The sequence below is a fragment of the Citrobacter amalonaticus genome (assembly GCF_001559075.2).
Taxonomy (GTDB): domain Bacteria; phylum Pseudomonadota; class Gammaproteobacteria; order Enterobacterales; family Enterobacteriaceae; genus Citrobacter_A; species Citrobacter_A amalonaticus_F.
This window is the reverse complement of sequence record NZ_CP014015.2, coordinates 426,635-449,800: the sequence shown is the minus strand read 5'-3', so window position 1 is coordinate 449,800 and position 23,166 is coordinate 426,635. Positions and strand designations below refer to the sequence as shown.

The 23,166-nt window shown below is 54.0% G+C and carries 20 protein-coding genes, 6 tRNA genes and 1 other RNA gene; 14 read left to right on the top strand and 13 right to left on the bottom strand.

The features are described from left to right. Nucleotides 1-78: 78 nt before the first annotated feature. On the bottom strand, nucleotides 79-840 hold the full coding sequence (gene cysZ, locus AL479_RS02205) for a sulfate transporter CysZ (protein WP_061074901.1): 762 nt from the start codon (nucleotides 838-840) through the stop codon (nucleotides 79-81). Between the two features lie 230 nt (nucleotides 841-1,070). Here cysZ and zipA point away from each other — a divergent pair, with 230 nt between their 5' ends. The 3 genes from zipA to AL479_RS02190 all read left to right on the top strand — a co-directional run bounded on the left by zipA (nucleotide 1,071) and on the right by AL479_RS02190 (nucleotide 4,416). After that, nucleotides 1,071-2,108 (top strand): cell division protein ZipA, encoded by a 1,038-nt coding sequence (zipA, locus tag AL479_RS02200; protein WP_061074900.1) that lies wholly within the window; start codon nucleotides 1,071-1,073, stop codon nucleotides 2,106-2,108. Nucleotides 2,109-2,180: 72 nt separating this feature from the next. Continuing rightward, nucleotides 2,181-4,196, top strand: coding sequence for an NAD-dependent DNA ligase LigA (ligA, locus tag AL479_RS02195; protein ID WP_061074899.1), 2,016 nt, complete (start codon nucleotides 2,181-2,183; stop codon nucleotides 4,194-4,196). Nucleotide 4,197: 1 nt separating this feature from the next. Further along, nucleotides 4,198-4,416 (top strand): DUF3820 family protein, encoded by a 219-nt coding sequence (locus tag AL479_RS02190; RefSeq protein ID WP_042317684.1) that lies wholly within the window; start codon nucleotides 4,198-4,200, stop codon nucleotides 4,414-4,416. On the opposite strand, the gene AL479_RS02185 is transcribed toward AL479_RS02190, so the two are convergent. Then, on the bottom strand, nucleotides 4,413-5,411 hold the full coding sequence (locus AL479_RS02185) for a bile acid:sodium symporter family protein (protein ID WP_061074898.1): 999 nt from the start codon (nucleotides 5,409-5,411) through the stop codon (nucleotides 4,413-4,415). The two genes, AL479_RS02190 and AL479_RS02185, sit on opposite strands and share 4 nt — an antisense overlap. 89 nt (nucleotides 5,412-5,500) lie before the next feature. Here AL479_RS02185 and AL479_RS02180 point away from each other — a divergent pair, with 89 nt between their 5' ends. Next, the gene (locus AL479_RS02180) at nucleotides 5,501-6,427 is read left to right on the top strand and encodes a LysR family transcriptional regulator (RefSeq protein ID WP_061074897.1); all 927 of its coding nucleotides are present in this window, start codon (nucleotides 5,501-5,503) and stop codon (nucleotides 6,425-6,427) included. Here the strand turns inward: AL479_RS02180 and AL479_RS02175 are convergent. Next, nucleotides 6,418-6,759, bottom strand: coding sequence for a FlxA-like family protein (locus AL479_RS02175; protein WP_061074896.1), 342 nt, complete (start codon nucleotides 6,757-6,759; stop codon nucleotides 6,418-6,420). The genes AL479_RS02180 and AL479_RS02175 overlap by 10 nt on opposite strands. Nucleotides 6,760-6,995: 236 nt before the next feature. Here AL479_RS02175 and xapA point away from each other — a divergent pair, with 236 nt between their 5' ends. From xapA to AL479_RS02160, 3 genes are all read left to right on the top strand, one after another. Beyond that, nucleotides 6,996-7,829, top strand: coding sequence for a xanthosine phosphorylase (gene xapA, locus AL479_RS02170; RefSeq protein WP_061074895.1), 834 nt, complete (start codon nucleotides 6,996-6,998; stop codon nucleotides 7,827-7,829). A 64-nt stretch (nucleotides 7,830-7,893) separates the two neighbouring features. Further along, the gene (locus tag AL479_RS02165) at nucleotides 7,894-9,150 is read left to right on the top strand and encodes a nucleoside permease (protein ID WP_061074894.1); all 1,257 of its coding nucleotides are present in this window, start codon (nucleotides 7,894-7,896) and stop codon (nucleotides 9,148-9,150) included. Between the two features lie 98 nt (nucleotides 9,151-9,248). Beyond that, nucleotides 9,249-10,133: a LysR family transcriptional regulator gene (locus tag AL479_RS02160; protein WP_061074893.1), complete on the top strand. Its 885-nt coding sequence runs from the start codon at nucleotides 9,249-9,251 to the stop codon at nucleotides 10,131-10,133. Nucleotides 10,134-10,311: 178 nt separating this feature from the next. Here the strand turns inward: AL479_RS02160 and AL479_RS02155 are convergent. From AL479_RS02155 to AL479_RS02135, 5 genes are all read right to left on the bottom strand, one after another. Continuing rightward, nucleotides 10,312-10,445: non-coding RNA, RtT sRNA (locus AL479_RS02155), on the bottom strand. A gap of 22 nt (nucleotides 10,446-10,467) precedes the next feature. Beyond that, nucleotides 10,468-10,543 (bottom strand) — tRNA-Lys (locus AL479_RS02150). A gap of 4 nt (nucleotides 10,544-10,547) precedes the next feature. Further along, nucleotides 10,548-10,623 (bottom strand) — tRNA-Val (locus AL479_RS02145). Between the two features lie 41 nt (nucleotides 10,624-10,664). Then, a tRNA-Val gene (locus AL479_RS02140) sits at nucleotides 10,665-10,740 on the bottom strand. A 45-nt stretch (nucleotides 10,741-10,785) separates the two neighbouring features. Next, a tRNA-Val gene (locus tag AL479_RS02135) sits at nucleotides 10,786-10,861 on the bottom strand. Between the two features lie 258 nt (nucleotides 10,862-11,119). Between AL479_RS02135 and gltX the strand changes: the two genes are divergently transcribed. Continuing rightward, nucleotides 11,120-12,535, top strand: a complete 1,416-nt coding sequence (gene gltX / locus AL479_RS02130) for a glutamate--tRNA ligase (protein ID WP_061074892.1) — start codon at nucleotides 11,120-11,122, stop codon at nucleotides 12,533-12,535. A 53-nt stretch (nucleotides 12,536-12,588) separates the two neighbouring features. On the opposite strand, the gene AL479_RS02125 is transcribed toward gltX, so the two are convergent. Beyond that, on the bottom strand, nucleotides 12,589-12,981 hold the full coding sequence (locus tag AL479_RS02125; RefSeq protein WP_061074891.1) for a MerR family transcriptional regulator: 393 nt from the start codon (nucleotides 12,979-12,981) through the stop codon (nucleotides 12,589-12,591). A 1-nt stretch (nucleotide 12,982) separates the two neighbouring features. Further along, nucleotides 12,983-13,345, bottom strand: coding sequence for a MerR family transcriptional regulator (locus tag AL479_RS02120; RefSeq protein WP_061074890.1), 363 nt, complete (start codon nucleotides 13,343-13,345; stop codon nucleotides 12,983-12,985). Nucleotides 13,346-13,566: 221 nt separating this feature from the next. Between AL479_RS02120 and AL479_RS02115 the strand changes: the two genes are divergently transcribed. From AL479_RS02115 to AL479_RS02105, 3 genes are all read left to right on the top strand, one after another. Further along, nucleotides 13,567-13,642, top strand: a tRNA-Ala gene (locus AL479_RS02115). A gap of 39 nt (nucleotides 13,643-13,681) precedes the next feature. Further along, a tRNA-Ala gene (locus AL479_RS02110) sits at nucleotides 13,682-13,757 on the top strand. Nucleotides 13,758-13,955: 198 nt separating this feature from the next. Then, nucleotides 13,956-16,145 carry a sensor domain-containing phosphodiesterase gene (locus AL479_RS02105; RefSeq protein ID WP_061074889.1) on the top strand — a complete coding sequence of 730 codons (2,190 nt, stop codon included), beginning with the start codon at nucleotides 13,956-13,958 and terminating at the stop codon, nucleotides 16,143-16,145. 51 nt (nucleotides 16,146-16,196) lie between these two features. On the opposite strand, the gene nupC is transcribed toward AL479_RS02105, so the two are convergent. Then, nucleotides 16,197-17,399: a nucleoside permease NupC gene (gene nupC / locus AL479_RS02100; RefSeq protein WP_061074888.1), complete on the bottom strand. Its 1,203-nt coding sequence runs from the start codon at nucleotides 17,397-17,399 to the stop codon at nucleotides 16,197-16,199. A 198-nt stretch (nucleotides 17,400-17,597) separates the two neighbouring features. On the opposite strand from nupC, the gene AL479_RS24160 reads away from it, so the two are divergent. From AL479_RS24160 to AL479_RS02085, 3 genes are all read left to right on the top strand, one after another. Further along, the gene (locus tag AL479_RS24160) at nucleotides 17,598-17,762 is read left to right on the top strand and encodes a hypothetical protein (RefSeq protein WP_420535882.1); all 165 of its coding nucleotides are present in this window, start codon (nucleotides 17,598-17,600) and stop codon (nucleotides 17,760-17,762) included. Further along, a complete protein-coding gene (locus AL479_RS02090) occupies nucleotides 17,743-18,981 on the top strand; it encodes an Nramp family divalent metal transporter (protein WP_061074887.1) in 1,239 nt (412 codons plus the stop codon). The genes AL479_RS24160 and AL479_RS02090 overlap by 20 nt, the downstream gene beginning before the upstream one ends. 87 nt (nucleotides 18,982-19,068) lie before the next feature. Further along, nucleotides 19,069-20,616: a hypothetical protein gene (locus tag AL479_RS02085; protein WP_061074886.1), complete on the top strand. Its 1,548-nt coding sequence runs from the start codon at nucleotides 19,069-19,071 to the stop codon at nucleotides 20,614-20,616. On the opposite strand, the gene nagA is transcribed toward AL479_RS02085, so the two are convergent. Both nagA and AL479_RS02075 read right to left on the bottom strand, forming a co-directional pair. Beyond that, nucleotides 20,609-21,820 (bottom strand): N-acetylglucosamine-6-phosphate deacetylase, encoded by a 1,212-nt coding sequence (gene nagA, locus AL479_RS02080; protein ID WP_061074885.1) that lies wholly within the window; start codon nucleotides 21,818-21,820, stop codon nucleotides 20,609-20,611. The two genes, AL479_RS02085 and nagA, sit on opposite strands and share 8 nt — an antisense overlap. After that, nucleotides 21,813-23,165 (bottom strand): class-II fumarase/aspartase family protein, encoded by a 1,353-nt coding sequence (locus AL479_RS02075; RefSeq protein WP_061074884.1) that lies wholly within the window; start codon nucleotides 23,163-23,165, stop codon nucleotides 21,813-21,815. The genes nagA and AL479_RS02075 overlap by 8 nt, the downstream gene beginning before the upstream one ends. Between the last annotated feature and the right edge of the window lies 1 nt (nucleotide 23,166).

Below are 23,166 nucleotides of genomic sequence, written 5' to 3'. Positions count from 1 at the left end.
ATATGCTATGGAGAAATAATGGGTATCAGTATGGAATAAGAGGTGGCATAAGCCACCTCTCGTTTACACATTTTTGCATTACTTCCATAACGCATGTTTAGCACGATAGCAATCCACCCACATCGCCGTGGCGCCACAAACCGCCACCGGCATGATGAAGAGATTAAGCACCGGGATCAGGGTAAACAAGCTGGTAAGCGCACCAAACTGCATATTGATGACTTTACGGCTGCGCAGGGCGGTGCGCATCTCTTTAAACGGCACTTTATGGTTGTCAAAAGGGTAATCGCAATACTGAATGGCCAGCATCCAGGCGCTGAACAGGAACCATAGTACGGGGGCGAGGGTTTGCCCGATGCCGGGAATAAAGTATAGGATCAGCAGTACAATGGCGCGCGGCAGATACCAGGCGAGCTTTTGCCATTCGCGTTTCATAATCCGCGGCACATCTTTCATGATCCCCAGAACGCCCGTGTCCGGCGGCGTAGCGCCCGTCAACCGCGCTTCCAGTTGCTCCGCCAGCAGCCCGTTAAACGGCGCGGCAATCCAGTTGGCCAGGGTCGAGAAAAAATAGCCAAACACCAGCAGCACAGAGATGACCGCGACAGGCCACAGCAGATAGCTCAGCCATTGCAGCCAGTCCGGGACGTGACTCATGAGCGACGGGATCCAGACATCCAGCTGTGTGAACAGCCACCAGAACGCACTGCCCATTAGCAGGATGTTTACCAGTAGCGGTAAAATGACATAGCGACGGATCCCCGGTTGCGAAACCAGTTTCCATCCCTGAGCAAAGTAGTAAAAACCGCTGCGTGGTGCAGTGACAGATGATGACACCATAGTCAGGACATGCTCCTTTTCGTATAAGTCCTAAGCGAACACGGGTATCTTACCGGGTTATCGCACACAGAACAGTTCGGAAATGTTCGAAAAAACAGCAAAAAGCACGATTTCGTTCATCTTTATGCTGTGAAAGCTAAGAGTACACTTGCACTTGACGTAATCGGCAAATACTCTTAGTGAGTAAATGTTTGCCGTGGTGGCAAGGTGTTAGAACAACAGAGAATATAATGATGCAGGATTTGCGTCTGATATTAATCATTGTTGGCGCGATCGCCATAATCGCTTTACTGGTACATGGTTTCTGGACCAGCCGTAAAGAACGATCTTCTATGTTCCGCGATCGTCCACTGAAACGCATGAAATCAAAACGCGACGACGACTCGTATGACGATGATGTTGAAGCAGACGAAGGCGTGGGTGAAGTTCGTGTTCACCGCGTGAATCATGCCCCTGGCAACCCGCAGGAGCATGAAGCTCCTCGCCAATCGCCGCAACACCAGTACCAGCCGCCTTATGCGTCGGCACAGCCGCGTCAGCCGGTTCAGCCATCGTCTGAAGCGCCGGTACAGCCGCAGCATGCCCCGCGTCCGCCGCAGCAGCCGGTACACCAGCCGCAGCCTGCGCCGCAGCAATCCGCTCAGCCGCAGCCGGTGCATCAGCCTGCGCCACAGCAACCTGTGCAACAGCCGCAGCCGGTGCAACAACAACCCGTCGCGCCGCAGGTTCAGCCCGTTCAGCCGACTGCGCCACAGCCGTCGCAGCAGGCTTTCCAGCCCGCAGAACCCGTGGTCGAGCCGCAGCCTGAGCCTGTCGTTGAAGAAGCGCCAGCCCCGGAAAAACCGCAGCGTAAAGAAGCGGTAATCATCATGAACGTCGCCGCCCATCATGGCAGCGAGCTTAACGGTGAAGTGCTGCTCAACAGCATCGAGCAGGCCGGATTCAAATTTGGCGACATGAATATCTTCCATCGTCATCTGAGCCCGGATGGCAGCGGCCCGGCATTGTTCAGCCTGGCGAATATGGTTAACCCGGGTACGTTTGATCCAGAAATGGTCGACTTCACCACGCCGGGCGTGACCATCTTTATGCAGGTGCCGTCTTACGGCGACGAACTGCAGAACTTCAAACTGATGCTGCAATCCGCACAGCATATTGCCGATGAAGTCGGCGGTGTGGTGCTCGACGATCAGCGTCGGATGATGACGCCGCAAAAATTGCGCGAGTATCAGGATCGTATCCGCGAAGTGAAAGACGCGAACGCCTGATACACTCAAGGCACGACAACTTCCTTTCTGAACCCCCGCCTGTCGGGGGTTTTTTATCATTGATGGTGCGATATGGAATCAATCGAACAACAACTGACCGAACTGCGAACCACGCTTCGCCATCATGAGTATCTTTACCATGTGATGGATGCGCCAGAAATCCCCGATGCAGAATATGACCGCCTGATGCGGGAACTGCGTGAACTGGAAGCGCAGCACCCGGAGCTGATTACCCCGGACTCTCCGACGCAGCGTGTGGGTGCCGCGCCGCTGGCATCTTTCAGCCAGATTCGTCATGAAGTGCCGATGTTGTCACTGGACAACGTCTTTGATGAGGAGAGTTTCCTGGCGTTTAACAAGCGTGTGCAGGACCGCCTTAAGAGCAGCGATAAGCTGACCTGGTGCTGTGAGCTGAAGCTGGACGGCCTGGCGGTCAGCATCCTCTACGAAAATGGCGTACTGGTCAGCGCCGCAACCCGTGGCGATGGTACGACGGGTGAGGATATTACTTCAAACGTGCGGACTATCCGCGCCATTCCGCTGAAACTCCATGGCGATAACATTCCGACGCGCCTGGAAGTGCGTGGCGAAGTTTTCCTGCCACAGGCTGGTTTTGAAAAGATCAATGAAGAGGCTCGCCGTACGGGCGGAAAGCTGTTTGCTAACCCGCGTAATGCGGCGGCGGGCTCGCTGCGTCAGCTTGATCCGCGCATCACCGCGAAGCGACCGCTCACTTTCTTCTGCTATGGCGTTGGCGTGCTGGAAGGCGGCGAACTGCCCGATACTCATCTGGGCCGCCTGCTGCAATTCAAAGCATGGGGGCTGCCGGTCAGCGATCGCGTGACCCTGTGCGACTCGCCGGAAGCGGTGCTGGCGTTTTACCACAAGGTGGAAGAAGACCGTCCGACCCTGGGCTTCGACATCGATGGGGTGGTGATTAAGGTCAACTCGATGGCGCTACAGGAGCAACTGGGTTTCGTCGCACGCGCGCCGCGCTGGGCGGTGGCCTTTAAATTCCCGGCGCAGGAGCAGATGACCTTTGTTCGTGACGTGGAATTTCAGGTCGGGCGTACCGGGGCGATTACTCCCGTTGCGCGTCTTGAACCGGTACAGGTTGCCGGCGTGCTGGTGAGTAACGCTACGCTGCATAACGCCGATGAAATCGAGCGCCTTGGCCTGCGCATTGGCGATAAGGTGGTAATTCGCCGTGCTGGCGATGTCATCCCGCAGGTGGTCAACGTGGTGCTTTCCGAGCGTCCGGACGACACCCGGCCAGTGGAATTTCCGACGCATTGCCCGGTATGCAATTCCGATGTTGAACGCGTGGAAGGTGAAGCGGTTGCTCGCTGTACCGGCGGCCTGATTTGCGGCGCGCAGCGTAAAGAGTCGCTCAAGCATTTCGTGTCTCGTCGGGCGATGGACGTGGACGGGATGGGTGACAAAATTATCGATCAACTGGTCGAGAAAGAGTATGTCCATACGCCAGCGGACCTGTTCAGGCTGACCGCCGGGAAACTGACCGGCCTCGACCGAATGGGACCAAAGTCGGCGCAAAACGTGGTGGATGCGCTGGAAAAATCGAAAGAGACGACCTTTGCGCGTTTCCTGTATGCGCTGGGGATTCGCGAGGTCGGCGAGGCTACGGCCGCCGGTCTGGCCGCTTACTTCGGTACTCTGGAGGCGCTGGAGGCGGCGTCTATTGACGAGCTACAAAAAGTCCCCGACGTGGGCATTGTGGTCGCCACCCATGTGTTCAACTTCTTTGCCGAAGAGAGCAACCGCGAGGTGATCGCGCAGCTACTGGCAGAAGGCATTCGCTGGCCCGCACCGGTGGTGATCAACGCCGAAGAGATTGACAGTCCTTTTGCCGGGAAAACAGTCGTGCTGACGGGAAGCCTGAGCCAGATGTCGCGCGATGATGCGAAAGCGCGGCTGGTGGAGCTCGGTGCGAAAGTGGCGGGCAGCGTCTCGAAGAAGACCGATCTGGTCATTGCTGGCGAAGCGGCAGGTTCCAAGCTGGCAAAAGCGCAGGAGTTGGGGATTGCGGTGATCGACGAAGCGGAAATGCTCCGCCTGCTGGGTGTCTGAGATGGAGAAAGAGCAGCTCGTTGAGATTGCCAACACGGTGATGCCGTTTGGTAAATACAAAGGGCGTCGGTTGATCGATGTGCCGGAAGAGTATCTGCTGTGGTTTGCCCGTAAGGATGAGTTCCCGGCGGGCAAACTGGGCGAGCTGATGCAAATTACGCTGTTGATCAAAACCGAAGGGCTGAGCCAGTTGGTTCAGCCCCTGAAACGTCCGCTTTAAGCTTTGGCGGCGCGGCTGTCCTGCTGCGCCTGTAACTGTTCGGTCTGGCGCTTATAGCGACGCGCCAGCACTGCACAGACCATCAACTGAATCTGGTGGAAGATCATCAGCGGCAGTACCATCATCCCAATGACCGACGTCGGGAAGAGGATGTTGGCCATGGGGACGCCGTTCGCCAGACTCTTTTTCGACCCGCAGAAAACAATCGTGATCTCGTCAGCTTTGTTGAAGCCGCATTTACGCGCCACAACGATGTTTACGGCAATCACGATGGCGAGCAGCACAATGCTGACCACCACGATAAACAGCAGCGATCCCCAGCCCACTTTGTGCCAGATCCCGTTCACGACGGCTTCGCTGAAGGCGGAATAAACCACCAGCAAAATTGACGTCTGGTCAGTCTTCGCAATCCATTTTTTATTTTGTGCGACCCACTTGCCGATCCACGGACGGGAAAGGTGACCCAGCACAAACGGCAGCAGCAGTTGCAGCATGATTTTGCCAACTTGCTCCAGGCTGCCCTCTGCACCGTGAATGTTCATCACCAGACCAACCAACAGCGGCGAGAGGAAAATCCCCAACAGGCTGGAGGCCGAGGCTGAGCAGACCGCCGCCGCAACGTTTCCTCCTGCCAGCGACGTAAAGGCAATCGCCGACTGTACCGTGGCGGGCAAAATGCACAGATACAGGAAGCCGGTGTACAGCATCGGGTCAACGTTGACTGGCTCCCACCAGGCAAACAGTACGCCGAGCACCGGGAACAGAATGAAGGTGCTGCACATCACCCACAGGTGCAAACGCCAGTGGCTGCCGCCCGCGATGATGGCTTCGCGTGAGAGCTTTGCCCCGTGCATAAAGAACAGGAGCGCGATGGCCGCGGTGGTGATGCCTTCAACAACAGGCACAAAATCTCCCTCTGCTGGAAAAAATGAGGCCAGCAGGACGACCGCAATCAGGGTCAGCGTAAACGGATCAAGGATACGAAAAATATTCATAAATACTCCAGGAATTCGGTGTCCTCATTTTGCGTTTTTCATTTTGAGAAATAAAATTGATTTATTGCATCTATATATGAATTGAGTTGATGAATTATTCTCTGCGTCAATTACGTGTGTTTGTTACCGTTGCTCAGGAGCGAAGTTTCAGCCGGGCCGGTGAGTGTATTGGTCTGAGCCAGTCGGCGGTCAGTCACAGTATCAAAGAACTGGAGCGTCAGACAGGGGTGAAACTGCTGAACCGCACGACGCGCGAAGTGGTGCTGACGGATGCCGGGCAACAGCTGGCGGGTCGCCTGGAGCGACTGCTGGATGAACTGCACATCACGCTGCGGGAAGCGGGTAGGGTGGGCACGCAACTCACCGGTACGGTTCGCGTGGCGGCAAGTCAGACGATCTCCGCCCATCTCATTCCGCAGTGCATTGCGCAAAGTAATCAGCGCTATCCGGCGATTGACTTTGTCCTGCACGATCGACCGCAGCAGTGGGTGCTGGAAAGTATCCGCCAGGGCGAAGTGGATTTTGGCATTGTGATTGATCCTGGCGCGGTGAGTGATTTGCAGTGCGAAGCGATACTCTCCGAACCTTTCCTTCTGCTTTGCCATCAGGCGCACCCGCTGGCGCAACAGGAGTGGGTGAGCTGGCAGGATCTCCAGCAGGAACGACTGGTGTTGCAGGATTACGCCTCGGGGAGTCGGCCGCTCATTGACGCGGCGCTTGCGCACTTTGCGATAGAGGCCAATATTGTGCAGGAAATTGGCCACCCGGCGACGCTGTTTCCGATGGTGGAAGCGGGGATAGGTATCAGCATTTTGCCTGCGCTGGCCTTACCGTTGCCGCAGGGGAGTCATTTGCAGGTGAAGCGACTGACGCCGGTGGTGGAAAGACAGCTGATGCTGGCGCGGCGCAAAAACCGCTCGTTGTCGACAGCAGCCCAGGCGCTGTGGGAGGTGGTCCGCACCCAGGCGAATGCATTAACGTCTTTACGTGCGCAGGATCCGCTCTATCAGATATAGACATCAATCTGATGGTCGTCGGAAGGATAATTAACACCTTCCGCTTTAACCTGGATTTGTTCCTGTTTTTGCTGAGCCTCCTCGGCCTGTTGACGCTGTAGCTGTGCCAGCTGTGCCTGCAACATTTTGATCTGCGTTTGGATCATTTCTTGTTGTTTTTTCTTATCTTCCGCACTACCGGTGCCGTTTGGGACGTCTTTGAGCTTCTGCGTCAGTTGAGTGATTTTTTCCGCAATCTGCGCGATTTGCGCAGAGACGCTGTTCCCGGAGGCGGCTTGAGTCCCACCGCCGCTGCTTTGGACGGAAGGGGTCGAGACGTTGATGGTGGTCATCGTGGTTTCCTTTTGCCAGTAAAACTACGATATCGGCACACGTTCGCAGACCTTCAGTACTCCCTGCCATTTTTGGCAGTCATGCTTTTTCTCATCTGACGGCGCTGCATCGCCTTATCAATATAGATTTGCTATCGATCGGCAGGGAAAACTGTATTGGTAATCGATTGCGTACTCTCGTTATAACCATTATCTCCCTCACTCAATGAGTGATTAGCCGATTATAAGGACATCTCATGACCGACTCCCACTTTTCCCAGAATCCCTGGAACAGCGCTGATATTATTCGCGGCTACAAACCTGACTTCACGCCGCGTGTCGCCTTTATCCTTGGCTCGGGTTTAGGCGCGCTGGCTGAGCAGATAGAAGATGCGGTGGCGATTTCCTATGAGAAGCTGCCGGGGTTCCCGGTCAGCACCGTTCACGGGCACGCGGGCGAGTTGGTGCTCGGTCATCTGGCTGGCGTCCCGGTTGCCTGTATGAAAGGGCGCGGGCACTTCTACGAAGGACGCGGCATGACCGTGATGACCGACGCCATTCGCACGATGAAGCTGCTGGGCTGCGAACTGCTGTTCTGCACTAACGCAGCGGGTTCTCTGCGCCCGGAAGTGGGGCCGGGGAGTCTGGTGGCCCTGAGCGACCATATTAACACCATGCCGGGGACACCAATGGTTGGCCCGAACGACGAACGCTTTGGCGAGCGTTTCTTCTCGCTGGCCAATGCCTATGACGCCGATTATCGTGCGGTTTTACAGACCGTTGCCGCCGATGAGGGCTTCACGCTGAGCGAAGGCGTATTTGTTTCCTATCCGGGACCTAACTTTGAGACAGCCGCGGAGATCCGCATGATGCAGATCATTGGCGGCGATGTGGTCGGGATGTCGGTGGTGCCTGAAGTCATCACCGCCCGCCACTGCGGACTGAAAGTGGTTGCCGTGTCGGCGATCACCAATCTGGCGGAAGGCCTGGGCGATGTGAAACTCTCGCACGCGCAAACCCTGGCCGCCGCTGAACTTTCCCGGCAGAACTTTATCGACCTGATTTGCGGGTTCCTGCGCAAACTGGCCTGAAACAGATAATAATAATGACCCCGCTTGCCAGCGGGGTTCGTACTCTACGGCAAGGAAGAGAAAAATGGGTATTGCGTCCCGATTAAAGATCATGTCGTTTATGCAATATTTTATCTGGGGAAGCTGGCTGGTAACCCTGGGCTCATACATGATTAACACCCTTCATTTTACCGGCGCCAACGTGGGTATGGTATACAGCTCAAAAGGGCTGGCGGCGATTATTATGCCCGGCATTATGGGGATTATTGCGGACAAATGGCTGCGGGCAGAGCGTACCTACATGATCTGCCATCTGGTCTGCGCGGGCGTCTTGCTGTATGCGACCACGGTGACTGACCCGGACACGATGTTCTGGGTGATGTTGATCAACGCAATGGCTTTCATGCCGACCATTTCGCTTTCGAACAGCGTCTCCTACTCCTGCCTGGCGCAGGCAGGGCAAGATCCAGTAAGCGCATTTCCACCTGTTCGCGTTTTTGGCACGATTGGCTTTATCGTTGCGATGTGGACCGTCAGTCTGATGGGGCTGGAGCTGAGCAGCGCGCAGCTGTACATTGCATCCGGCGCGTCGTTGCTGTTGGCGCTCTATGCGCTCACGCTGCCGAAAATTCCGGTGGCCGAAAAGAAAGCGAGCGCATCGTTTGCCAGCAAACTGGGGCTGGATGCGTTCGTGCTGTTTAAAAATCCGCGGATGGCGATTTTCTTTCTGTTTGCCATGATGCTGGGGGCGGTGCTGCAAATTACTAACGTTTTCGGTAACCCCTTCCTGCACGACTTTGCCCGTAACCCAGAATTCGCTGACAGCTTTGTGGTGAAATACCCGTCCATCTTACTGTCCGTCTCGCAGATGGCGGAAGTGGGCTTTATCCTGACCATCCCGTTCTTCCTCAAACGTTTTGGCATCAAAACGGTCATGTTGATGAGCATGCTGGCGTGGACATTGCGCTTTGGCTTCTTTGCCTTTGGCGATCCGTCGCCGTTCGGTTTTGTCCTGCTACTGCTGTCGATGATCGTCTATGGCTGCGCATTCGACTTCTTCAATATCTCTGGCTCCGTCTTCGTTGAGCAGGAGGTGGAATCACGGATCCGTGCCAGCGCGCAGGGGCTGTTTATGACGATGGTCAATGGCGTCGGGGCGTGGGTGGGTTCCATTCTGAGCGGTATGGCGGTGGATTACTTCTCGGTGGATGGCGTGAAGGACTGGCAAACCATCTGGTTGGTCTTTGCGGCGTATTCCCTGGCGCTGGCGGTGATTTTCGCGCTGTTCTTTAAGTACAAACATGAGCCTGAAAAGCTGGCGCAGCACTCGCTGGCTCGTTAATCTCTCTTCGCGGCGGGCGTTTGTTGCCCGCCGTTCCTGTTCTGCGACGCATTGTGGTAATTTGGCGCATTCGTTTTCCCCTCTGGAGCGCATTACCCATGGAACGCACGCATCGTATCGATCTTAAGCTACTGCGTTATTTTCTTGCTGTCGCAGAAGAATTGCATTTTGGACGCGCCGCCGCTCGTCTGAATATGTCGCAGCCTCCACTGAGTATTCATATTAAGGAACTGGAACAAGAGCTCGGCACGCTGTTGTTCATCCGCCATTCCCGCAGCGTGGCGCTGACCCATGCGGGTAAAATCCTGATGGAGGAGTCTCGGCGTCTGCTTTCCAGCGCTAATCAGGTGTTGGCGCGTGTCGAACAGATCGGGCGCGGCGAGGCAGGGCGGATCGAACTGGGGGTGATCGGTACTGCAATGTGGGGAAAAATGCGCCCGGTGATGCGGCGATTTCTGAAGACGAACCCCAACGTGGAGGTGATGTTTCGCGAGAATATGCCCGCGATGCAAATGGCCATGCTGGAGCGACGTGAACTGGATGCTGGCGTCTGGCGAATGGCGATTGAGCCTGCGCCAGGGTTTACCAGCCTGCGACTGCATGAATCCTCTTTTCTGGTGGCGATGCCGGAAGAGCATCCGCTGACGGCCCGTGAGGCCGTGCCGTTAGAAGCACTGCGCAATGAATACTTCGTCACCATGCCTTCCATTCATACCGACTGGGCATTCCTGCAACGCGTTTGCCAGAGCGCCGGATTTTCTCCGATGATTATTCGCGAAGTGATGGAGCCGCAAACGGTGCTGGCGATGATCAGCATGGGGATTGGCATTACGCTGATTGCCGATAGCTATGCGCAGATGAACTGGCCTGGAGTGGTGTTTCGTCCGTTAGAGGAGCGTATTCCGGCAGATTTATACATTGTGTATGACCAGCAGCAAGCGACACCCGCGCTGGAGCACATGATTGATGCGTTAACGGCGTAACTGAGACGTGTAGGCCTGATGAGTGAAGCGCCCTGATATCGCCGGATGGCGACTGACGTCTTATCCGGCCTACGCGGAGTAACAGTGAAATGTAGGCCTGATAAGCGAAGCGCCATCAGGCTCGAATCGTTATATTCTGCGCATAGCAAAAAGGCGCCGCCAGCGCCCTCTTTTACATTGGTGGGTCGTGCAGGATGACTCGCTTCGCTCGCCCTTCGGGCCGTCGCCGCAAGCGGCTCCGTTGTCTCACTGCGTTCGACCCGAACCTGCCGTAGGTTCGAATCGTTATATTCTGCGCATAGCAAAAAGGCGCCTTTAGGGCGCCTTTTTACATTGGTGGGTCGTGCAGGATTCGAACCTGCGACCAATTGATTAAAAGTCAACTGCTCTACCAACTGAGCTAACGACCCGAAGTGGTGGGTGATGACGGGATCGAACCGCCGACCCCCTCCTTGTAAGGGAGGTGCTCTCCCAGCTGAGCTAATCACCCACTTCGGTACTTCACAATAAGAAATTTAGCTGGTGAGAAAGTGGTGGGTGATGACGGGATCGAACCGCCGACCCCCTCCTTGTAAGGGAGGTGCTCTCCCAGCTGAGCTAATCACCCACTTCTCAATTTCTTATCTACACGGCGGAGACTACATAAAGTAGTTGGTGGGTGATGACGGGATCGAACCGCCGACCCCCTCCTTGTAAGGGAGGTGCTCTCCCAGCTGAGCTAATCACCCCCGCTGTGTGGAGTCGCATTATAGGGAGAGTTGAAAATGAGTCAACGCCTTTTCTAAAGAAATTGTTCGTTCGTCGTAATTTTAAGCAAAACGATCGTGAAACGGTCTCTGGCGCATGATTTCTAAACAAAAACGGTTCTGCACGGCGTTTACCCGGTAACAACATTGAGGATTTACCTCACAGTGATAGAATATCGGCCATTCCATTTTTCCCGGATTTGCCGGTTGTCGGCATCTTTATAAACGTAAGGCCATTTCATGAAAATCAAAACTCGCTTCGCGCCAAGCCCGACAGGCTATCTGCACGTCGGTGGTGCGCGTACTGCTCTCTATTCCTGGCTTTTTGCACGTAATCACGGCGGTGAGTTTGTGCTGCGTATTGAAGACACCGATCTCGAACGTTCCACGCCGGAAGCTATCGAAGCCATTATGGACGGTATGAACTGGCTGAGCCTGGAATGGGACGAAGGCCCATACTTCCAGACTAAACGTTTCGATCGTTATAACGCAGTGATTGATGAAATGCTGGAAGCGGGCACGGCCTATAAATGCTACTGCTCCAAAGAGCGCCTGGACGCACTGCGTGAAGAGCAGATGGCGAAGGGTGAAAAGCCGCGCTACGACGGGCGTTGCCGTCATGGTCATGAACATCACTCTGATGATGAGCCTTGCGTTGTCCGTTTTGCCAACCCGCAGGACGGTTCAGTCATTTTTGACGATCAGATCCGTGGCCCGATCGAATTCAGCAATCAGGAGCTGGACGATCTGATTATCCGCCGCACCGACGGTTCCCCGACCTATAACTTCTGTGTGGTGGTGGACGACTGGGATATGGAGATCACCCACGTTATTCGTGGTGAAGACCATATCAACAATACCCCGCGCCAGATCAACATTCTGAAAGCGCTGAACGCGCCGGTGCCGGTGTACGCCCACGTCTCTATGATCAACGGCGACGACGGTAAAAAGCTGTCCAAACGTCACGGCGCGGTGAGTGTGATGCAGTATCGTGATGACGGCTATTTGCCGGAAGCGCTGCTGAACTACCTGGTGCGTCTGGGTTGGTCCAGCGGCGATCAGGAGATTTTCACGCGTGAAGAGATGATCAAGCTGTTCTCCCTTGGTGCGGTCAGCAAATCCGCCAGTGCGTTCAACACGGAAAAACTGCAGTGGCTGAACCATCACTACATTAATTCGCTGGCGCCGGAGTATGTGGCAACGCATCTGCAGTGGCACATTGAGCAGGAAAACATCGACACCCGTAACGGCCCGGAGTTGGCTGAACTGGTGAAACTGCTGGGCGAGCGCTGCAAAACACTGAAAGAGATGGCGCAGAGCTGCCGTTACTTCTACGAAGACTTTACCGAGTTTGATGCCGATGCAGCGAAGAAACACCTGCGTCCGGTTGCGCGTCAGCCGCTGGAAGTGGTGCGTGACAAACTGGCAGCCATTACCGAGTGGACGGCTGAAAACGTGCATCACGCGATTCAGGCAACTGCTGATGAGCTGGAAGTGGGAATGGGTAAAGTCGGTATGCCGCTGCGTGTGGCGGTAACCGGTGCGGGTCAGTCTCCGGGCTTAGACGTGACGGTGCACGCGATTGGGAAAACTCGCAGCATTGAGCGCATCAATAAAGCGCTGGCTTTTATTGCGGATCGTGAAGCGCAGCAGTAAGCGATCGCCGCATTAACGAAACGGCAGGGGAGACTCTGCCGTTTTTCTTTGTGCTACTCAGAATCGTTCAGACCCAGGCGTGTGAGGAAACCGCGGATGCCTTCACGTGAAAGAAACAGCGCTAACTTTTCCTGTTCCGCTGCGGACATATTTTCCACGGCATCAATAATTTGCCGATAAGCATGGCTGCGCACGACGGGGTTGTACTCGGCCAGTGACTCTTCAGCCTGATAAAATGCAGAATGGTTACGAAACGCCGGGATGTTCAGAATAAACTCCCGCACGCGTGTATCGATGTGAACGAGTCTTGCCCGACCCCCTTTAACACCTGGAAATTTTTCCGTTTCCCATTTTTGTTCACGGATCCAACGATTCACGGTTTGCTTAGCGACACCGAGGCAATCCGCCAGTTCTTCGGTGGTCATTTTGCTGCGTAATCTTTTCATATTATTTGCTGTCGCGGATCCCTAAGCGTTGTAATAAACCGGTAATCCCTTCCCGCAGTAGCAAAGAGGTAAAGTGTTTTTGTTCGGCTGGTGTCATCTCTTTCACCAGCTTGATCAGTAGGGCTTCCAGCGAGGCATCGCCAGGGTGCGAGAAGGTGTCAGACAGCCCTTCCGCCGAGCGTTCTGCGCTGCGGATATATTCACGAACCTGTTCGTTAACATGCACCAGTCGTGCTTTACCGCCCTGGACGCCTGGTTTTGGTGATGTCGCCCAACCCTCTTTTCGCACCCATTTATTAATGGTCTGTCGGCTGTAACCCGTCAGATTCGCGAGTTCTTCTGGCGTCATCCGCTCCTTGAACATAAAGATTCCCTGAATAGTCGTGTGGTTAATTAGTGGTTCATTTTATAGCACCATTTTAGTGGAAACCGTGACGTGTTTAACTACTGAATGCGAGTTGTTACGCAATGTTCTTCATTTGTCTGCTTTTTCAGCGATTAGAATCGGCGTCTACAATTTGCCGTTGACACATGCGAAGGGAATTCATATGATGCCGCCCGTCAACTCGACAAGCTTTACGTAATGGGGCTATAGCTCAGCTGGGAGAGCGCTTGCATGGCATGCAAGAGGTCAGCGGTTCGATCCCGCTTAGCTCCACCAAAAATTGAACCCAACAATTTTGGTACGTAAACGCATCATGGGGCTATAGCTCAGCTGGGAGAGCGCTTGCATGGCATGCAAGAGGTCAGCGGTTCGATCCCGCTTAGCTCCACCAAATTCAGAACCCTCGCTGCGAAGCGGGGGTTTTTTTATCTCTGCATACCTTCCATTTTTGTAATACAGTTGCTGATAAGCCGGAGTCTGTTCCACGAAAGGTGGGATCGGTTTCTGGTGGGTATAGGTTTGCTTCGCGATGCGAATAAACTTATCATTTATGTGACAAATAGTTCGTCTCTGTGAGAGCAGTTAATTCATGCCAGCCAAGCGCAACCTGATAAATAATATAAGAATATTCGCTCTTGCGATCGTGCTCTCCATCGCAGCCATCCAGTTTTCACGTTTGATTTCCCCTCTGGCCATTGTGGATTCCAGCTATATCTATCTCTCGTGGCTGCCGCTGTGCGTGCTGCTGTCGATGATGCTGCTGTTTGGCCGACGTGCTGTTCTGCCCATTGTGCTGGCGTTATACCTGACCAACCACTGGAATCTTCATCTGCCGTTCGCGCAAGGCATTGTGTTGCTCTTCTGTCAGATGTTTGCCGTGCTGGGAACCTGTGCGCTGGTGCGCTGGCAACTGGGGCCGCGCTGGCGTTACGGATTACCCGATCGCAATATCTGGCGCAGAGTGATTTGGTTTGGCTTTGTCGCCCCGCTCGGGATGAAAATCAGTATGTATCTCGCCGGGCATTATCTCGATTTCCCGGTCGCGGTTTCGACATTCTTTGGTGCGGCGGCGGCCATCTTCACGATTGTCGATATTCTGAGCCTGATCTCGGCGGTGCTGATTTTCACCATGCTTTTTTATTATCCGCTGCGGATGATAGTGAATCCGCATTATGCCCGGATATTCTGGCGTCGCGATATTGCGCCGTGTTTTGAAAAAGAGACGCGTCTCTTTACCCTATGCTGGCTGATCTGCATTTCTCTGCTGCTCGCTATGATGTGCTCCCCGCTGGAAAGCGACTACATTGCAGGGTATCTGGTGCCCGTGCTGTTCATCATCTTTACCACCGGCGTGGGTAAGCTTACCTATCCGTTTTTGAATCTCAGTTGGGCCATTTCAACGCTGTTTCTGCTGACCTATAACCGCAATTTCTTACAAGGGGTGGGATCGGAGTATTCACTGGCGTTCATCCTGTCGGTACTCGTCTCGTTCAGTATCTGCCTGCTGTATATGATGCGCATCTTTCTGCGCAGTGAATGGCTTAATCGTCGCTGGCACATGCAGGCCCTTACCGATCCCTTAACTCGTTTACCGAATCTGCGTGCGCTGGAGCAGTTCCTGCAAAAAGAGTCCGGGCAGAGCGTCTGTTGCCTGCGACTGGAGAATCTGGAGTTTCTGAGCCGTCACTACGGCATGTTAATGCGTGTGCACAGCAAACGTACGGTGCACCGTATGCTGCAACCGCTGATGCTTGAGAATGAAAAAATCTTCCAGTTGCCAGGGAGTGAATTATTACTGGTGCTTAACGGGCCGGAGATGGACGCCCGCCTGCAGCATATGCTCGACCTGTTGAACAGTCGTAAAATTTACTGGAACAATACCGGGCTGGACATGGGTTACGGCGCATCCTGGGGGCAATGGGATGGGAAGCAGGAGACGCTGCAACCGCTGCTGGGTCAGCTGAGCTGGCTGGCGGAACAGTCCTGCGCGAATCACCGGGTGCTGGCGCTGACTCAAAGCCAGGAAGTGGCGACGGGGCAGACGACCGAACGGGTGCTGCTGCTCAATAAAATTCGTAAAGCGCTCGATAACGGCGATCTCCTGCTTTACGCGCAGCCTATCCGCGACGCTCAGGGCAAAGGGTATGATGAAATTCTCGCCCGGCTGAAAAGCGACGACGGTATCATGACTCCGGATCAGTTTATTCCGCTGATAGCGCAGTTTAACCTCAGCGCCCGCTTTGATTTACAGGTCGTTGAAGCCTTGCTTACCTGGCTATCCGCACATCCTCCTACAGAGACTGGACCGCTTTTCTCGGTCAATTTAATGCCGCTGACCCTGCTGCAAAAAGAGACCGCGCCGCGCATTATTCGCCTGTTCACCCGGTATGGTATTGCTCCGGAAACGGTGATCATTGAGATCACCGAAGAGCAGGCATTTTCCAATTCGGAAACCAGCATGCAAAATCTCGAGCTGCTGCACAGGTTTGGTTTCAGAATTGCAATTGACGACTTTGGTACCGGATATGCCAATTATGAGCGCCTGAAGCGTCTGCAGGCTGACATCATCAAAATCGACGGTGTGTTCGTAAAAGATATTCTGACCGATTCGTTGGATGCGATGATTGTGAAGTCGATAACCGATCTGGCAAAGGCGAAGTCGCTAAGCGTGGTGGCGGAGTACGTAGAAACGCCCGCACAGCGGGAGTTGCTGCTGAGCCTGGGGGTGAACTACCTGCAAGGGTATTTGATTGGACGACCAAGGCCGCTCGAGGAATAACAGGTATAAAAAAACGGGGATGCGCTCCCCGTTTTTTATGACAGTGCTGTCTTACAGAACCAGTGCGGCGATTGAGGCAGACAGGACGCTCACCAGCGTAGAACCGTAAACCAGTTTCAGACCGAAACGGGATACGACGTTACCTTGCTCTTCGTTCAGGCCTTTAATCGCGCCCGCGATGATACCGATAGAAGAGAAGTTGGCGAAGGAGACCAGGAACACAGAAAGGATACCTTCCGCGCGCGGAGAGAGCGTGGAGGCGATTTTCTGCAGATCCATCATTGCAACGAATTCGTTGGAAACCAGTTTGGTCGCCATGATACTGCCCACCTGCAGTGCTTCACTGGACGGCACACCCATCACCCAGGCAATCGGGTAGAAGATGTAGCCCAGGATGCCCTGGAAGGAGATGCTGTAGCCGAACCAACCGGTGACGGTAGCGAACAGGGCGTTCAGCGCGGCGATCAGGGCGATGAAGCCGATCAGCATAGCAGCAACGATGATCGCAACTTTGAAACCCGCCAGGATGTATTCACCCAGCATTTCGAAGAAGCTCTGGCCTTCGTGCAGGTTGGACATCTGGATGTTTTCTTCGCTGGCGTCAACGCGGTACGGGTTGATCAGCGACAGCACGATAAAGGTGCTGAACATGTTCAGAACCAGTGCCGCAACCACGTATTTAGGCTCCAGCATGGTCATGTACGCCCCGACGATAGACATGGAAACGGTGGACATTGCCGTCGCTGCCATGGTGTACATGCGGTTGCGGGACATTTTGCCGAGAATGTCTTTATACGCGATAAAGTTCTCAGACTGACCGAGGATCAACGAGCTGACGGCGTTGAAGGATTCCAGTTTGCCCATGCCGTTGACTTTGGATAACAGGAAGCCAATGGCGCGGATGATAATCGGCAGCACGCGAATATGCTGCAGAATACCGATCAACGCTGAAATGAAGACGATAGGGCAGAGAACTTTCAGGAAGAAGAAAGCCAACCCTTTATCGTTCATGCTGCCAAAGACGAAGTTCGTCCCTTCATTGGCGAATCCGAGCAGTTTTTCAAACATTTCGGAGAAGCCTCTCACGAAGCCGAGACCGACGTCAGAGTTCAGGAAGAACCACGCCAGTAACACTTCGATAACAAGCAGTTGAACGACATAACGAATGCGAATTTTTTTACGGTCACTGCTTACCAGCAATGCGAGGATCGCAACAACGGCAAGTGCCAGGACAAAATGAAGGACGCGGTCCATATTTGCTCCAAATATGAGGCAGGTTAAATTTCCGTGCACATTCTATGCAACGTGTGCAAAGAAAACGAGATCTAACACACACTATAATCAGGACCTGTGACGAGATTCAAAAATAGTGATCCGGCATACACTTCTGTTATGTCTAATGCGAAAGTAAATAGTTAAGTTATTGTGCTAATATAATAACAATTATTAAACATGCCGCGCGCATTTCCTGTACCCGCACTCTTTATCGTTCCCGCCTATAAGAGAAATCAAGGTTACCGCTTTTACATGCACTTGATAACCATTCTCATCAGGCATAATATAAAACATAGCAAAGGCTATGTTTCCGAGGCAGAAGATGACAAACGATCGCGTTGAGAGTAGCAGTGGAAGAGCAGCGCGCAAGTTAAGGCTCACATTAATGGGACCTGCGTTTGTCGCGGCGATCGGGTATATCGACCCGGGCAACTTTGCGACGAACATTCAGGCCGGTGCCAGCTTTGGTTATAAACTGCTGTGGGTGGTGGTCTGGGCAAACCTGATGGCGATGCTTATCCAGGTCTTGTCTGCGAAACTGGGTATTGCTACCGGTAAAAATCTGGCTGAACAAATTCGCGATCACTATCCGCGCCCGGTGGTCTGGTTCTATTGGGTGCAGGCGGAGATCATCGCGATGGCGACCGATCTCGCGGAATTTATCGGGGCGGCGATAGGATTCAAACTGATCCTCGGCGTTTCGTTATTGCAGGGGGCGGTGCTGACCGGGATCGCCACCTTCCTGATCCTGATGCTCCAGCGGCGCGGACAAAAACCGCTGGAAAAAGTGATCGGCGGCCTGCTGCTGTTTGTCGCCATGGCCTATATCGTTGAACTGATCTTTTCCCAACCCAACTTTGCACAACTGAGTAAAGGCATGATGATCCCTGACTTGCCCAACTCTGAAGCGGTATTTCTGGCCGCCGGGGTGCTGGGCGCGACCATCATGCCGCACGTGATCTATCTGCACTCTTCGTTAACGCAGCACCTGCATGGCGGCACTCGTCAACAGCGCTATGCGGCGACAAAATGGGATGTGGCTATCGCCATGACCATTGCGGGGTTCGTTAATCTGGCGATGATGGCGACTGCCGCCGCCGCGTTTCACTTCAGTGGTCACACCGGCGTTGCCGATCTGGATCAGGCTTATCTGACGCTGGAGCCGTTATTAAGTCACGCGGCGGCAACGGTCTTCGGACTGAGCCTGGTGGCGGCGGGGTTGTCGTCAACGGTGGTTGGAACGCTGGCGGGGCAGGTCGTGATGCAGGGGTTTGTTCGCTTTCATATCCCCTTATGGGTGCGGCGTACCATCACCATGATGCCGTCCTTTATCGTGATTCTGATTGGCCTTGATCCGACGCGGATTCTGGTGATGAGCCAGGTGCTGTTAAGCTTTGGTATTGCACTGGCGCTGGTGCCGCTGCTGATATTTACCAGCGACAGCAAACTGATGGGCGATCTGGTGAATACCCGTTGGGTTAAACAGATTGGCTGGATGATTGTGGTGCTGGTGGTGGCGTTGAACCTGTGGCTGCTGGTCGGCACGGCGCTGGGGCTGTGATCTAACCGCCGTGACTCGCAACAGGTCACGGTTTTAGTCCTGGATTTCCGTTATCCTGAATCTTGCATTAGCCACTGGCGAGCGTTCATGAATCACTTTGATCTCTCTTTCCTGAAATATTTGCAGGATAACAGCCCGCTGTCGATTGACGAGGCGGTTCAGCGTTTCGGTAAGACCCTCTCCACGCTTAAACGCACCATGAAAGAGCTTAATGAACTCTTACCGGAAGACGTCCAGCTCCATCAGGATAATCAGTTTATTACGACCCGGATTGGCTATAGCGAATACCGGCAATTTTTAGCGCGTATACGTTTTAATCGCTATATCACCACGGCGGAAGAGCGTGTGAGGGATCTCCTCGTGGCGCTCTGTTTGCATGATGTGGTGAATAAAAACGAGTACTACAAAAAGTTTTATGTCAGCGCGGGGACGGTAAAAAACGATAATCCCGTGATGCTGCGTCTGACGCAGGAACACGCCCTGACGGTACAAAGCATCCCGCGTACCGGGTCGCGGCTTGTCGGCGATGAGTTCTCATTACGCCTGGCGGTGTGCATGTTAATACTTAAAACCGTCGAGATTGGTGAAAATCATCAGTTGATTGCTCATCAGGCGAATGAGCCCGTCAGTCGTTCGATTGCCGATCAGTTTCTGAGCGAATGTGCCACGGAGATTACCCAGGCAGCACGCTGCTATGAAGACGTTATCCGGCCGATTAACACGCTGGGTTACAACGGTCGGAAATACCTGCTGGTATATCTGAGCCTCGCGTTACACCGTATCCGCCGGGGGCATGTAATCAAAGAGAGTACGGCGACGTCGTTTTTGACGACGTTCCCTTTTGAGGCCATGACCGACCCGCAGGAAAACCGCTGTCTGGATCTTCTGATTGCTTCGCTGACGTTTACGTATCGGCCTTTCACCTTGTATGACGCCCGTCTGGTGTCGCACGTGAAACGGACCTGTGAACGATTAGCCAGTAGCCTGAGCAATACGGTTCACAATCAACATGCCTGGTTTGCCGAGGTTTATCACTTTATCTATGCCGCCATCATCCAGAATAAATTTCATCTCTGGTTTGATGATAAAAAACTGCATAACGTTCAGAATCGCTATCCCGAACTCTGGGCCGGCGTTCAGTCAGCGGTGAGCGAGATTGAAAAAGGCTGGCAAACGACGTTTTCTGCCATCCATCTGGCGACGCTGGTGTTGATCACGAAAAAATATGAGCTTAAAAACCGGGTAGTGAGTGAGCCGAAAAAGCGGGTCATTATTGTGACGAACTCTTCGGAAAGTAAGGTCGGGTATTTCAAAGAGGTCCTGTCCTCACGTTTTCATATCGATATCCCGGTATGTATTAATATCAATGAGATCGAAGAGCTTCAGTCACGTGAGTTTGATCTGCTGATCACCTTTACCAATAAGATCTCAAGCCATCTGCGGTATGCCGGACTGGATTACGTCAAGGTTAACTTCTGGCTAACCCAGGATGACTTCCAGTTGCTTCGTGAGCGGGGACTCGCCTCTGCGCGCAAAAAAATCCCGGCTGACCATTTTGTTCAGCAGGTTCAGGGGATGAGTCAGGCGGCGCTCAGGGACTTCCTCGAACGCCATTATGGTGATGTGTTTATTTAGCAAGTGGTTGTAAGACGCCGCGACACCAGACGGCTTCCAGATTTAACGTCTCATCCAGGACCAGAATATCGGCATCTTTTCCTGGCGTCAGACTACCCTTACGCCGTTCAACACCGGCGAGAATCGCCGGATTCAGGCAGGCAATCTGCGCCACAGAAACCCAACTATTCTCCAGACGATCAACCACATTTTTCACTGAATCCAGAAAGCTCATCTCCAGTGTGCAGACGTCCGCCCAGTCATCGGGCGAGACCGTGCGGGTATTGCCGTGGCGATCGGTAATTTCCAGAAGATGTTGATGGATACGAAACGTCTCCTGACGCAGGTAATGGTGAAATTCAAACCCTTCAGGAAAGTCCACATATCCGAGACAGTCGCTGACCATGACCAGGCGACGATCTTTTTTCAGGCGATAGAGAATATCAAACACTTCCGGGCGTAGAGTGATACCGCTTTGTTTCGCCACTTCGGCGAAGGTGTCCTGGTGATACATCAGCGCGCCGACAACGCCGGGTTCGCGATGATGTAATCCGCGCATGGCGCTGAAGGCGTGGGTAAAGTGGCATAGCCCCGCGTCAATCGCTTGGGTAGTTTCGTCAAACGTCGCGTCGGTATGCCCTGCGGATACCGTGACGCCGGCCTGGCGCAAATGACGGATCAGCGGCAGCGCGTCCGGCAACTCTGGCGCCAGCGTCATTAAGCGAATATGTCCCCGCGCAGCATGCTGATAGCGTTCAAAGCCCACGATACTGGGGGACTGAATAGACTCCTTGCGCTGCATCCCGCTGTATTTGGCATTGATAAACGGCCCTTCCATGTGAATGCCTACGGCTTCAGCTCCGTCTTCCGCTTTCGCGTGCGCAATCCAGTCGGCGGCCGTGGCCAGACTCTCCAGTAAGAACGCGTCCGGCTGGGTTGCGGACGTAGCAAGCCACGCGGTGACCCCGGCATTGACCAGATCCCGGCTCATGGCACGCAAAGATTGGCGCTCCCCCTTCCAGGCAAACGAGCCTCTCCCCCAACCGTGGACGTGGATATCGACAAAACCCGGCATCAGCATCGCATGTCGGTAATCCACAAGCTGGCCGCGGGGCGTATTATCCAGACCAACAATCTGTCCCTGGTCGATATGCAGATAACCGCGTTGTATCCCGTCAGGGGTGATGATACGGTCGCTTGCCAGAGAGAGCAGGGGGTCAGACATCCTCTTTCTCCCACACGCGCGCTGCCGTTTCGGCGGCGATCTCCGCGCACAAACCGAGGTAATGGGCGGGATCGAGCAGGGCGTCAATTTCCGCATCGCTAAAATACTGGCGAATCAGAGTGTCGGCGCGCAGCACGTCGGCGTAGGGCAATCCCTCATGGGTGCTGCGCATCGCCAGTTGGTACACGCGTTCGTGCGCCGCGTCTTTGCCCAGCCGCTCCACCAGTTGCATCATGATTTTTTCGCTATTGATCAAACCGTGGGTTAAGTGGACGTTCTGGCGCATACGTTCAGGGTTAACGACCAGTGTGCGGGTCAACTCTTCAGCGCGCATCACGATCTCCACCATTAACTCCATGCTCTCCTGAATATTTCCGTCGAAGATAAAGTAGGCAGAACTGTCCGCTTCAAACGGGCGAGGGCTGACATACAGGCAGGAGGTGAGCACGGAATACAATTTCTGCGCATTGGCGATAATCCCTTTAGCCAGTTTGGGGTTTACTTTTTGCGGCATAGTGCTGCTGCCAACCGTTCCTTTAGTGAACGCTTCAGAGACTTCGGCGAACTCTTCGCTGGAGGTCTGATACACCTCTTCAGCGATTTTATGCAGTGTAGTCGCGAGCAGGCACAGGTTACTGATGTATTCGGTACGATAGACGCGGGAGTTACGCGAAGGGATCGCCATGGAGTGCATTCCTAACCGCTGTGCGACGCGATCCTGCACCCGACGTCCAGTTTCGCCAGTCGCATGAAACGCCCCCACTGCGCCGCCCATCATCACCGTGAAGACGCGTTTTTCTGCCTCCTGCATGCGCTGCTGGGCGCTCAACAGTTCGTCAATCCATACGGCAGCTTTATAGCCCCAGGTCACCGGTAAGGCATGCTTACCGTGGGTGCGCCCAGGCATCAGGGTGGCCTGGTGATCGGACGCCATCTTCGCCAGATTGCGCAGAATATCGTTCACAAAGCCTTGCATGATGTCATCGAACTGCTTTGCCAGGTAAAGCTGCGCGGTTTGCTGAATATTCTGGGTTGTGACGCCATAGTGTACATACTTCCCACTTTCGCTGTCGCAGGCTTTGACCAGTACTTTGATCACCGGGACAAAGCCGTGGCCGATCTCGCGGAGCAGGCGTTCCATTTCCGTCAGGTCGATTTTATCAACGCGACAGTTGGCGGCAATATTTTCTGCCGCACGGGTGGGAATCATCCCGTATTCAGCCTGTGACAGCGCCAGAGCAGCTTCGACGTCCAGCCAGGACTGAACCCGCGCGGGTTGAGCGAGCAACGTTTTCATTCCCCGATCGTCGATGGTTTTACTTTTTGAATCATACAATGCGCGCATT

Coding starts and splice junctions, on each gene's coding strand:
- cysZ (WP_061074901.1), bottom strand. CDS start 840: ATGGTGTCATCATCTGTCACTGCACCACGCAGCGGTTTTTACTACTTT.
- zipA (WP_061074900.1), top strand. CDS start 1,071: ATGATGCAGGATTTGCGTCTGATATTAATCATTGTTGGCGCGATCGCC.
- ligA (WP_061074899.1), top strand. CDS start 2,181: ATGGAATCAATCGAACAACAACTGACCGAACTGCGAACCACGCTTCGC.
- AL479_RS02190 (WP_042317684.1), top strand. CDS start 4,198: ATGGAGAAAGAGCAGCTCGTTGAGATTGCCAACACGGTGATGCCGTTT.
- AL479_RS02185 (WP_061074898.1), bottom strand. CDS start 5,411: ATGAATATTTTTCGTATCCTTGATCCGTTTACGCTGACCCTGATTGCG.
- AL479_RS02180 (WP_061074897.1), top strand. CDS start 5,501: ATGAATTATTCTCTGCGTCAATTACGTGTGTTTGTTACCGTTGCTCAG.
- AL479_RS02175 (WP_061074896.1), bottom strand. CDS start 6,759: ATGACCACCATCAACGTCTCGACCCCTTCCGTCCAAAGCAGCGGCGGT.
- xapA (WP_061074895.1), top strand. CDS start 6,996: ATGACCGACTCCCACTTTTCCCAGAATCCCTGGAACAGCGCTGATATT.
- AL479_RS02165 (WP_061074894.1), top strand. CDS start 7,894: ATGGGTATTGCGTCCCGATTAAAGATCATGTCGTTTATGCAATATTTT.
- AL479_RS02160 (WP_061074893.1), top strand. CDS start 9,249: ATGGAACGCACGCATCGTATCGATCTTAAGCTACTGCGTTATTTTCTT.
- gltX (WP_061074892.1), top strand. CDS start 11,120: ATGAAAATCAAAACTCGCTTCGCGCCAAGCCCGACAGGCTATCTGCAC.
- AL479_RS02125 (WP_061074891.1), bottom strand. CDS start 12,981: ATGAAAAGATTACGCAGCAAAATGACCACCGAAGAACTGGCGGATTGC.
- AL479_RS02120 (WP_061074890.1), bottom strand. CDS start 13,345: ATGTTCAAGGAGCGGATGACGCCAGAAGAACTCGCGAATCTGACGGGT.
- AL479_RS02105 (WP_061074889.1), top strand. CDS start 13,956: ATGCCAGCCAAGCGCAACCTGATAAATAATATAAGAATATTCGCTCTT.
- nupC (WP_061074888.1), bottom strand. CDS start 17,399: ATGGACCGCGTCCTTCATTTTGTCCTGGCACTTGCCGTTGTTGCGATC.
- AL479_RS24160 (WP_420535882.1), top strand. CDS start 17,598: ATGCCGCGCGCATTTCCTGTACCCGCACTCTTTATCGTTCCCGCCTAT.
- AL479_RS02090 (WP_061074887.1), top strand. CDS start 17,743: ATGACAAACGATCGCGTTGAGAGTAGCAGTGGAAGAGCAGCGCGCAAG.
- AL479_RS02085 (WP_061074886.1), top strand. CDS start 19,069: ATGAATCACTTTGATCTCTCTTTCCTGAAATATTTGCAGGATAACAGC.
- nagA (WP_061074885.1), bottom strand. CDS start 21,820: ATGTCTGACCCCCTGCTCTCTCTGGCAAGCGACCGTATCATCACCCCT.
- AL479_RS02075 (WP_061074884.1), bottom strand. CDS start 23,165: ATGCGCGCATTGTATGATTCAAAAAGTAAAACCATCGACGATCGGGGA.